Consider the following 9561-nt stretch of genomic DNA (forward strand, 5'->3'; position numbering starts at 1 on the left):
TTCAGCGGACCTGGGCGGGATTGAGTTGCAGCCGTCGCAGCAGCTGCGCGTTCAGGGCGACGACAATGGTGGAGACGGACATCAGGACCGCTCCCGCGGCAGGGGAGAGTACGACTCCCGCGAAGGCCAGCACGCCGGCGGCCAGCGGGACGGAGATGATGTTGTAGCCGGTGGCCCAGATGAGGTTCTGCCACATTTTCCGGTAGCTGGCCCGGGAAAGGTCCAGCATCGACAGGACGGCCCGGGGGTCGTTGCTGGCAAGGACGACGCCGGCGGATTCCATCGCGACGTCGGTGCCGGCGCCGATCGCGATGCCGACTTCGGCCCGGGCCAGCGCAGGGGAGTCGTTGACGCCGTCCCCGACCATGGCGACCTTGAGCCCGCGGGCCTGGAGTTCGGCGACTTTCTTGTCCTTATCGGCCGGGAGGACTTCGGCGAACACCTCATCGATGTTGAGTTCTTCGGCGACAGCGCGGGCGACCTGTTGGGCGTCGCCGGTGATCATGGCAACCTTGATGCCGCGGCCCTGCAGGGCCTTGACGGCTTGCCGGGATTCGGCGCGGACGGCGTCCTCGAGGATCACGGCCCCGAGAATCCTTTGCCCGTCAATGATGTGCAGCACGGCCGCGCCGCGGTCGATCCACGCCTTGGTGGTGGCGGCCAGTGCGGGCGGTTCTTCCGTTTCGAGGTCCCGGAGCAGGGCCGGGCCGCCGACCTGGATGGTTCTGCCGTCGACCGTGGCGCGGACGCCGCGGCCGGTCATGGACGAAAATCCGGAAGCCGCTGGAATCTTCAGGTCCTGTTCTTGTGCGGCCCGGACGATGGCCCGTGCCACCGGGTGCTCGCTGTCTGCTTCAACGGCTGCGGCCAGCGCCAGGAGAGTGTTCCGCTCCACGCCCTCGGCGGTCGCGACGTCCCTGAGGGCGGGTTCGCCCTTGGTGAGCGTCCCGGTCTTGTCGAAGAGGACGACGTCAACGGTCCGCATCCGTTCCAGTGCCATCCGGTTCTTGATCAGGACCCCGGCCCGGGCGGCCTGCTCGGTGGAAATCGCAATGACCAGCGGGATGGCCAGGCCCAGGGCATGCGGGCAGGCGATCACGAGCACGGTGACGGTGCGCGTGACGGCGTCGGGAACGCTGCCCAGCAGGGACCAGACGATGAACGTGATGACGCCGGCGCCGGCGGCGAAATAAAACAGGAACGCTGCCGCGCGGTCGGCCAAGGCCTGGGCCTTGGACGACGAGGCTTGCGCCTCGGCCACCAGCCGCTGGATCCCGGCCAGGGCGGTGTCATCCCCGACGGCGGTGACCCGGACGCGGACCGTGTTGTCCGTGGCCACGGTCCCGGCGACGACCTTGTCCCCGGGTGAGCGGAGGACGGTCCTGGATTCGCCGGTGATCATCGACTCGTCGAACTCGGCCTGGCCGTCGACCACCACGCCGTCGGCGGGCATCCTGGCTCCGGAGCGGACCAGGACGGTGTCACCTGCCACGAGTTCGCTGACTTTGACGGTTTCCGTGCCCGCGGCGGTGATCCGGTCCGCTTCGTCCGGCAGCAGGGCGGCGAGGGCGTCGAGAGCGCCCCGCGCTGAGCCGAGGGCACGCATCTCGATCCAGTGCCCCAGCAGCATGATCGCCACCAACAGGGCCAGCTCCCACCAGAAGTCGAGGTCAAAACCGCCGATCCCAAGGCTCGTGACCCAGGAGGCGATGAAGGCGACGCTGATGGCCATGGCGATCAGCAGCATCATCGCCGGTTTCCTGCTCTTCAGTTCATCCAGGCCGCCCTTGAGGAAAGGCTGCCCGCCATAGAAGAAGATCACGGTTCCCAGCACCGGCGGGATCCAGACCGAGCCGGGGAAAACCGGGGGCATGTAGCCGAGCAGATCCGCGAACATCGGGCTGAAGTAAACCACCGGCACAGACAGGGCCAGCGTGACCCAGAACCTCTTCTTGAACATTGCAACGCTATGTCCGGCATGCTGGCCATGGTTATGCACCATGTGCTCGTCGTCCATGCCATGGCCATGGCCGGCGTGGGCGTCAGGTGCATGCGCGACCGCGGACCCGCCGTGCGGAGCGCCTGGCGCGTCCTGCCGGGCGGAAGGTCCGTTGTGGTGGTCTTGGTCCATTGCTGTGCTCCTTAGGAATTTTGCCGGTTCCGGCGGCCCCGGGGCCTGCCCGCGACGGGTGCGCCGCCGGGGTTACGGGCTGGGCGTGAAGCTGTATCCGGCGCCGGTCACGGCGTCCCTAACCGCGTCTGCGCTGGCGGTCCCGGCTACCGCCAGGCGGGATGTTCCCCCGGCGACGGACTCGACGGCCGCCGGTTCCACCCCATCCACGGAGGCGACCGCCCTTTCGACGGTCTGGACGCAGTGCCCGCAGGTGAGTCCCTCAAGCGAGTAAACGGAGACGTCTGCCGCTGGCGGCGTCGTTGTCCGGGCCCCGGTCGAGCAGCAGCCGCAGCCGGACTCCTCCGGCGCTTCGAGAGGAAGTCCGGTCCTGGTGTCTGTTCCGCACATGTCAGCCTGGTCCTTTTTCGAGAAGGAGTAATGGGGTGCTGGGGTTGGAGGGCCGTGACGGCCCGGCGAATGCCGCGAAGCCTGGACAAAACGACTTTACTGACAACACGCCAAACATACCCCTAGGGGGTATGTTTGACAAGCAGGGTCGGGTGTGATGTTCCCCTTATGCGATGCGCCGACACAGGGCGGCGGGTGAAATCACAGCGACGGTTTCGGTACCGGTCCGCGTTCCGCATGGCGTCTCACCGATGAATGCCCGCTAGTTTCCGCCGCCCATGCCCGGCATTGAGTGGTCCATGGTCTGCGCGTCGAACCACGCATGCAGGGCGGTGACGAGGGCGGCATCGCTGGAAGCGAAGGTGATCTTTGCACCGGTGGGTAGCTGCTCGTAGTGGCTCTGCATCCGGGACGCGCCGGCTTGCAGTTCCCGCAGGCCGGGCATGGCGGTGCCGTGGATGTTCGCTGGATCGCTGTAGTTTCCCTGCGCGAACTGGTCGGCTTCCTTGCTTAGATGCTGCTGGATCAGGGTGATGTTGTGCTGGTCGCCGGAGCTGTTGGCGACGATCTGTTCGACCCCTCCGGTCGTGGTTTTCGTGAAGGTGTGCGTGGTGGCGTTCAAGTCGAACGGCATGACCTGGGCGGCGTGGGCAACCATCGTCTGCGCCTCTCCGTTGGCGGCCTGATGCCCGGTGGCCATGGCGTAGCCGATGCCACCGGCCGCCAGGATCAACGCGGCGGCGCCCGCGAGCCACCAGCGGCGCCGCTGCTTGCGAGGTGGGCGACTGGCGTCAGTGCTGGTCAAGTTGTTCATCTGCGGCTTTCACGAGGAGGGTCAGGGCGTCTACTACGGTTTGGCGGCGGCCGGCCGGGATGGCCTCCAGCAGGCTGGAGAAGCGTGCAGCGCGGGCGGTGGACAGCTCACCAGCGGCGTGGCGTCCAGCGTCGGTCAATTCCAGCCACACCAGGCGTCCGTCACCATCGCGCTTGCGGCGCTGCACCCAGCCGCGGGCTGTTAACTGGTCGACCAGGCGGCTGACCGTACTCTTGGTCAGTCGTAGCCGCCCCGCGAGCTCGACCTGAGTGAGTGGACCGTCACGGTCCAACTCGGTCACCGCATGGGCCTCGGAAACAGATAGGGGTTGGCCGCAGGGGGTTTGGTCCGGTTGATACAACCCGAACGCGCGCACGAAAGCAATGATCCGCGCCTGCAGCACGACCGCGTCCGACTCGCTATCTTCTTGCATGGTTGCACCATACAACCAACTCGTTCGATGATACAACCATCTACCCGGCGTAGCTATCGAATCAATCAGCCACCATCAATTGACGGGCCGGGTGGCGACGGACGGTGTATCTGATCCGGTGGCCTTTCTCGGCCGCAGCGGTGCCGAAGCCAATGAGCAGGTGGGATTTTGCCGGTTCCGGAGTCGCCGATGGGAGCGCAGCGCTGCATCAACCTGGACGGGCCGGGTGTGAGGGGGCGGCGATGGAGTAACGTCGTATGGCCGGGAGTTGTCCGGCAGTTCAGGACTAACCCCGGACGGAGGCGGCGTGATCGATCATCAGGACCCCGAGGCGGCGTCCCGTCCGGAGGCCTTAGCGCGTGCCAAGGGCGGCCCTCTGTGGAAAAGCGTTAGTTCCGAGCTCCTTGAAGACGTCCTCGCCGGGAAGTTCGCGACGCAATTTCCCGGGGAACTGGAACTGGCGCGACGGTATGGCGTCAGCCGGGGCACGATCCGGGCGGCCCTGAAGCCGCTGCGCGATGCCGGGCACATCACTGCCCATCCTGGGAAGAAGCCGACGGTGGTCGCCGGAAAGAGCACAGCCTTCGGGCCGATCTACAGCGTGTTGGCGTCGATCCGGGAGTCGGGGATGGAGCACAGCAGCGTGGTGTTGGAACAGCACTTGGTCACCGCCCCGGCTGTGGCGGCCAAACTCTCCCTGCCGACGGACGCGGAGCTTTTCCACCTCTCCCGCGTCCGCCTCGCCGACGGCGAACCGATCGGCCTGGACGAGGTCTGGCTACCGGGGTCGACGGCGGAGAAGCTCCTCGACGCCGACTTCCAAAATGCCTCGTTGTACGGCGAGCTCGACCGGCGCTGCGGCGTCGTGCTGGACGGAGGCACCGAGCAATTAACCGCGGTGCCGGCCAGCCCGGCGCAGGCTGTCCTGCTCGGTTGTGCGGTGGGCGCCCCGCTGCTGCTGATCGAGCGTATCGGCTGCCATCGGGCCCGCGACGTCGAAATCCGGCACAGCTACGTTCTTGGCGACCGGGTGTCGATCGCGACCGCGTTTGGCTGTAAGGCCGCCCCGCCAAGGTAGGGCGGGACGGTCAGTGTCCGCTGCGGGATGTTGAACCTGCGGCCGCGGACCGCATCCGGGGGACCGGGCAGCGGTCCTCGGAGGTGGCACGCTTGAGGAAGGCCCACAGCAGCAGTGCGATGGACAGGGTCGCGAGCAGGGGCTGAACGGGTTCGAAGTACTGCATGGCGCCGGAGGTGCCCAGGGCCAGCAGGACCAGTTTGTTGCACACGGGGCAGCCCACGGCGAAGAAGGAGACGATGGTTCCGGCCGCGCCGAAGCGGCCCTTGGTGTCCGGTTCCTCACTGTCGGCCTGCGCTGCGGGTTCGCGGGAGATGTAGGTGGCCAGCAGGAGCCCGGTGAGGACGGCTGTGAGCCCGAGGGCGGGGTAGGACCACCAGGTGGGCGGGACTTCCCGGCTGAAGAAGGGCGTGTTGATCAGGTCTGTGGGTATGGCCACTACGAGGTAGGTGAGGACGGCGGCGGCGGATGCCGCCGCCCAGCGCCGCCCGGGCCACTGGGCCAGTGCGGATATCAGGGTGTTACTGCGCGTCATCGGGCGTCCTGTCTTTTGCGGGCTCGGCGTGCCGGTTTTTGAAATAGAATCCCACACCGACGGCGAGGGCAACGGTCGCGGCTCCGGCGACCATGAGGTTCGGAATGCCGGCGGCAGCACCAGCCATGAGGGATTCCGTTGTGAATTGTTCCTGGACGGTGAGTACACCGCCCAGTCCCGCGGTGCCGTCACTGACCAGCAGGAGCACCCCGATGGCGATGGAAATGGTGCCGGCGATGATCATCAGCCAGGAGTTGGACCAGGTTCCGAGCCTGAGGGGACGCGGCCGCAGCCAGCGCCGGCCGGAGATGCCCAGTTTGTCCCACACGAGAGCCAGAATAAACAGGGGCGCGGCCATGCCGAGGGCGTAGACCGAGAGCAGCATGCCGCCATAGACGGCGTTGCTGCCTACGGCGGCGACCGTCAGGATGGAACCCAGAATGGGCCCGGTGCATACTCCCGCGACACCGTAGACCGTCCCCAGGGCAAAGACGGACACCCTCGTGGTCCCGGCCCGGACCGTGGGGGCGAGGGCGGACGGGAGCCCGATGCCGCTGATCTGGACCACGCCCAGGATGATCACTATGGCCGCGGAGACGCCGACCAGCACGGTCCTGTGCTCGGTGACCAGGGATCCAAGGACCCCGGCAAAGACGCCCAGCGGCACGAGCGTGGACAGGAGGCCGAGGTAGAACAGGCCTGTGCGTGCGACAAGCCGTGTCGTTGTTGCGAAGGCGTAGGCGAAGAATGCCGGCAGCAGCAGGGCAGAGCATGGGCTGAGCAGGGTGAGGACGCCGCCGAGGAAGGCACCGGCATATCCGATGTCCATCAGCGGTTCCGGGCCGATTTCAGGGCGTCGTCGATGGCCTTCTCAAAGGTGGCCAGCGGCTGCGCCCCCATGATCGGGGTGTCATTGACGAGGAAGGTCGGTGTGCCGGTTGCGCCCAGGCCGGCTGCTTCCTGCGCATCCTTGGCCACCGCGTTTTTCAGCTCGGCCGAATCAAGGTCCGCTTCGAACTTTTTCAGGTCAGGGACGCCGGCGGTACCGGCGAGCTGGATCAGGCGCTCCCGCGGCAGCGCGGCGTGACCGCGTTCCGGAGCAATGGCATAGACGGCCTCGTTGAACTGCCAGAACCTGCCCTGTTCCGCGGCAGCACGCCCGGCGACCGCGGCGGCGGACGATTCAGCACCGAATACCGGCAGGTCACGCCATTCCACCCTCAGCTGCCCGCTGTCTACATACTTTTTGACGAGCGAAGGAAGGGTGTCGCGGGAAAAGAGACCGCAGAACGGACAGCGGTAGTCGGCGTACTCCACCAGGACAACCGGCGCTGTTGGACTTCCCTTGGCCGTCGGATCCCCGGCCTTCCGGCGGGACATATCCAGTTTCCCGCCGCCCGGGCCCTGAGTGTCCGGGGACCGTTGTGCGGCGGGTGCGGTCTTTTCAGCCGCCTTCTGTGCCGTTGCGCCCTGGTAGGAGAACAACCCCACGAACAACAGCGCCACGGCAATGCCCACCGCGGAGACAATAACCAAGGCGGTGCGGCGGCGCGGTTTGGGGCGGACTGGTTGGGGTTTGGTCACGGTAGGCATGCAGGATCCTCACGGAAGCCGAAACGCTCGATACGAAGCCGGAACGGCGAAATGTTTATACATTTAATGTCCTGACCGAGGCTACAAGAGATCCGGCGCCGGGCAAACCCCGCGCGGCCGCTTTCGTTCCCTGGTCTATTCGGAATGTTTGTACATTTCCTCCGCGGGTTGGCTAGCATGCACGGTAGGTCCGGACCTGCGGGCGGACCTACCGAGCTGAAGGAGAAGTGCATGTCCGAGACAGCAGCCTATTCGCCCCGGAGCCCCGACCAGGGGAGCGTCGGGCACGCCGGCCCGGCTTCTGAGCTGCCGGCGGGGGAGCGCCGGTACGGACTCGTGGTTCACGGGGCCGGGCCGATGCAGAGCGGGTCGCTGGAAGGCGTGCTGCGGAGCAGCCGGAATGCCGTCGAAGCCCTTGGTGCGGAAGTCCCGGTTGAGGCCGTTATTCAGGGACCGGGAGTTGCCCTGCTTGGGGCCGGCTCAGAGTCGGGCGGGGCGGTCACCGAGGCCATAGCAGCCGGGATCCGGGTCCTGGCTTGCGGCAACAGCCTGAGGTCCGCGGGCATCGAAGCGGAAGAGCTTCTTCCCGGCGTCAGTGTCGTCCCTGCCGCCATCGCCCACCTTGCACGTCGCCAATGGCAGGGGTGGGCCTACGTCCGGCTCTGAGCGGCGTCGGCCCCGGCGGTTGCAGTTCAGCGGCGGCTAGGGTTTGGCCGGAAACAGCGGGCGGCAATCTGTGCAGACCTCGAGTTCGGCATTCTCTGCGCCCTGGGCCAGCGTGGCCCGGTGCTCGAGTTGAAGGCGTGCATGCAGGGCCCAGGCCATCACGGCCAGGGCCAGGATGCCGACGGCGATCTGGACCGGGGGCTGGGCTTCCCGGGGTGAATTCGCCCAGATCGTGCCGAAGAGGCCCGCGACGGGCCACCGCAGATCGCAGAATGTGGCGGCCGCGCCGATGGGTGCGTCCACGTAGCTGCCGGCCAGCAGGCCGGCGAGGATCGCCGCGGCGGCCACCGATACGTAGCCTGTCCAGCCCGCTGCCGGGTCGGCCGCGATGCCGGTTGCGGCCAGGAGGAAGGCGGCGGAGGCTGCCGCAACGACGACGGCTGTGACCACCCGTTTCCGGGACCATTTGAGGAGTATGGCGGGCAACGGGAGCCAGCCTGCCCTGGCCGCCGGCGCCCCGGGGCTGTCTGCGCGTAATCCTTCGGCGTTCCGGTTGTTGACTGTCATGGCTGCTCCGATTCCCGGGTGGTGTGGCGTGGTTGCAAAGCGGTCCAGATAATGACGACGGCGACGAGGGCCAGGGAGGCGAACCCCAGCCCCGAATACCCGGTGGCGGCCAGTACCGGGCCGGCCAATGCGCCGCCAATGGCGCCGGAGGCATTCATGCTCAGGTCCGACACGCCCTGAAGGGCAGGCCGGTCCTGGGGCTGTGCGGACTCAGCGACCAGGGCGGAGCCTGCGACCACCGAGGCCGACCAGCCAAGGCCCAGGAGGATCAGGCTTGCCGTCACGGCCGCACGGGTATCCGCGGCTACTCCCGCCAGTACCAGTGAGGCCACCAGCATGGCCTGGCCGGTAAGGATGGTGGGCAGCCGTCCCGCCTTGTCCGACATCCACCCGAAGACGGGGGAGAGGGCGTACATGCCGGCAATGTGCAGGCTTATCGTCAGCCCAACGACAGTCAGGCTGGCTCCGTGGTCACGCAGGTGGACGGGGGTCATGGACATCAGCGCCACCATCGTGGCGTGGCTGAGGGCGACCGCCGCCACGGCATACCGGGCGCGGGGGTTGCTGCGCAGGATTCTCAGACCACCCTGCGGGCGGGGCGCGGCAGCGTCATGCACCCGGGAGGCTGTTGCGGTCAGGAGCGGGTCCGGTTGCAGTCCGGCAGCGTAGACGGCGGCTGCCGCGAGCTGGGCGGCGACGGAAAAGGCGAAAGCACCTGTCAGCGGCGGCAGACCGAGGGCGGCGCCGACGGATTCCCCGGGACCGAACAGGTTCGGGCCCAGGACGGCGCCGATCGTCGTGGACCACACCACGATCGAGAGGTCGCGGCCGCGGGACCCGGGCCGGGAAAGGTCGGTCGCGGCGAAGCGGGCCTGCAGGTTCACGGCCGAACCCGCTCCCAGCAGCATCAGGCCCGACAAAAGCAGCGGAAAAATGCCAAGGGCAGCGGAGGCGATGGCTGTTACGGCGCCGGCTCCGGCTATCAGCGCACCGGTGGACAGCGAGATGCGGCGGCCGCGGCGTTGTGCCAGCCTGGCCAGGGGGACCGCGGCCAGGGCCGCACCGAGGGTGCTCATTGTCGCGGCCATACCGGACCAGGCATTGGATCCCGAGAGCTGGGCGGCCAAAAGCGAGCCCAGGGACAGGGTTGCCCCCATCCCGATTCCGCCGAGAATCTGGCCGCCGACAAGGATCCGGACGACGCGGCGCTGCAGGCGCGCGTGCGGATTCCCCCTGCGGCCAAGGGCGTCCGGTGCTGCGGCGCCCCCGGGCGCTGCGCCGGACAGCGTGTCTTCTTTCTGCATGAATGATCCTTCGTGGTGCGCGTCCGCAACCCGGTCCCGGGCGCTTCCTT

11 protein-coding genes and 1 pseudogene are annotated in these 9561 nt (G+C 67.5%); 2 read left to right on the forward strand and 10 right to left on the reverse strand.

All coding sequences use genetic code 11. The features are described from left to right. Nucleotide 1 precedes the first annotated feature (1 nt). The 5 genes and pseudogenes from ACQQCD_RS11960 to ACQQCD_RS11980 all read right to left on the reverse strand — a co-directional run. Complete coding sequence (locus tag ACQQCD_RS11960; RefSeq protein WP_430268611.1) at nt 2-2131, reverse strand: heavy metal translocating P-type ATPase; 2130 nt, start codon at nt 2129-2131, stop codon at nt 2-4. A 72-nt stretch (nt 2132-2203) separates the two neighbouring features. Next, nucleotides 2204-2521 (reverse strand): heavy-metal-associated domain-containing protein, encoded by a 318-nt coding sequence (locus ACQQCD_RS11965; protein ID WP_430268612.1) that lies wholly within the window; start codon nt 2519-2521, stop codon nt 2204-2206. Between the two features lie 262 nt (nt 2522-2783). Then, entirely contained in the window at nt 2784-3335 is a 552-nt protein-coding gene (locus ACQQCD_RS11970; protein WP_430268613.1) for a hypothetical protein, read from the reverse strand. Continuing rightward, nucleotides 3313-3768 (reverse strand): MarR family winged helix-turn-helix transcriptional regulator, encoded by a 456-nt coding sequence (locus ACQQCD_RS11975; protein WP_430268614.1) that lies wholly within the window; start codon nt 3766-3768, stop codon nt 3313-3315. Before ACQQCD_RS11975 ends, ACQQCD_RS11970 begins: the two co-directional genes overlap by 23 nt. A gap of 67 nt (nt 3769-3835) precedes the next feature. Further along, a pseudogene (locus ACQQCD_RS11980) lies at nt 3836-3959 on the reverse strand (IS21-like element helper ATPase IstB); the annotation flags it as partial. A gap of 116 nt (nt 3960-4075) precedes the next feature. Between ACQQCD_RS11980 and ACQQCD_RS11985 the strand changes: the two are divergent. After that, entirely contained in the window at nt 4076-4846 is a 771-nt protein-coding gene (locus ACQQCD_RS11985) for a GntR family transcriptional regulator (RefSeq protein WP_430268615.1), read from the forward strand. 10 nt (nt 4847-4856) lie between these two features. On the opposite strand, the gene ACQQCD_RS11990 is transcribed toward ACQQCD_RS11985, so the two are convergent. Genes ACQQCD_RS11990 through ACQQCD_RS12000 form a run of 3 tightly spaced genes read right to left on the reverse strand, consistent with a single transcriptional unit; the run spans nt 4857 to nt 6974 of the window. Further along, a complete protein-coding gene (locus ACQQCD_RS11990) occupies nt 4857-5381 on the reverse strand; it encodes a hypothetical protein (RefSeq protein ID WP_430268616.1) in 525 nt (174 codons plus the stop codon). Beyond that, nucleotides 5368-6210, reverse strand: a complete 843-nt coding sequence (locus ACQQCD_RS11995; RefSeq protein WP_430268617.1) for a cytochrome c biogenesis CcdA family protein — start codon at nt 6208-6210, stop codon at nt 5368-5370. Before ACQQCD_RS11995 ends, ACQQCD_RS11990 begins: the two co-directional genes overlap by 14 nt. Continuing rightward, nucleotides 6210-6974, reverse strand: a complete 765-nt coding sequence (locus tag ACQQCD_RS12000) for a DsbA family protein (RefSeq protein WP_430268618.1) — start codon at nt 6972-6974, stop codon at nt 6210-6212. Before ACQQCD_RS12000 ends, ACQQCD_RS11995 begins: the two co-directional genes overlap by 1 nt. A gap of 381 nt (nt 6975-7355) precedes the next feature. On the opposite strand from ACQQCD_RS12000, the gene ACQQCD_RS12005 reads away from it, so the two are divergent. Then, entirely contained in the window at nt 7356-7640 is a 285-nt protein-coding gene (locus tag ACQQCD_RS12005; protein ID WP_430268619.1) for a DsrE family protein, read from the forward strand. Nucleotides 7641-7676: 36 nt separating this feature from the next. On the opposite strand, the gene ACQQCD_RS12010 is transcribed toward ACQQCD_RS12005, so the two are convergent. Next, on the reverse strand, nt 7677-8207 hold the full coding sequence (locus ACQQCD_RS12010) for a hypothetical protein (protein ID WP_430268620.1): 531 nt from the start codon (nt 8205-8207) through the stop codon (nt 7677-7679). Then, a complete protein-coding gene (locus ACQQCD_RS12015; protein ID WP_430268621.1) occupies nt 8204-9511 on the reverse strand; it encodes an MFS transporter in 1308 nt (435 codons plus the stop codon). Before ACQQCD_RS12015 ends, ACQQCD_RS12010 begins: the two co-directional genes overlap by 4 nt. Between the last annotated feature and the right edge of the window lie 50 nt (nt 9512-9561).

The organism is Pseudarthrobacter sp. J1763 (genome assembly GCF_050490295.1).
Classification (GTDB): domain Bacteria; phylum Actinomycetota; class Actinomycetes; order Actinomycetales; family Micrococcaceae; genus JBNPEO01.

What these genes read in the sequence shown, in the direction of transcription:
- ACQQCD_RS11960 (WP_430268611.1), bottom strand. Translation starts at nt 2,131, where the DNA reads ATGGACCAAGACCACCACAACGGACCTTCCGCCCGGCAGGACGCGCCA.
- ACQQCD_RS11965 (WP_430268612.1), bottom strand. Translation starts at nt 2,521, where the DNA reads ATGTGCGGAACAGACACCAGGACCGGACTTCCTCTCGAAGCGCCGGAG.
- ACQQCD_RS11970 (WP_430268613.1), bottom strand. Translation starts at nt 3,335, where the DNA reads ATGAACAACTTGACCAGCACTGACGCCAGTCGCCCACCTCGCAAGCAG.
- ACQQCD_RS11975 (WP_430268614.1), bottom strand. Translation starts at nt 3,768, where the DNA reads ATGCAAGAAGATAGCGAGTCGGACGCGGTCGTGCTGCAGGCGCGGATC.
- ACQQCD_RS11990 (WP_430268616.1), bottom strand. Translation starts at nt 5,381, where the DNA reads ATGACGCGCAGTAACACCCTGATATCCGCACTGGCCCAGTGGCCCGGG.
- ACQQCD_RS11995 (WP_430268617.1), bottom strand. Translation starts at nt 6,210, where the DNA reads ATGGACATCGGATATGCCGGTGCCTTCCTCGGCGGCGTCCTCACCCTG.
- ACQQCD_RS12000 (WP_430268618.1), bottom strand. Translation starts at nt 6,974, where the DNA reads ATGCCTACCGTGACCAAACCCCAACCAGTCCGCCCCAAACCGCGCCGC.
- ACQQCD_RS12010 (WP_430268620.1), bottom strand. Translation starts at nt 8,207, where the DNA reads ATGACAGTCAACAACCGGAACGCCGAAGGATTACGCGCAGACAGCCCC.
- ACQQCD_RS12015 (WP_430268621.1), bottom strand. Translation starts at nt 9,511, where the DNA reads ATGCAGAAAGAAGACACGCTGTCCGGCGCAGCGCCCGGGGGCGCCGCA.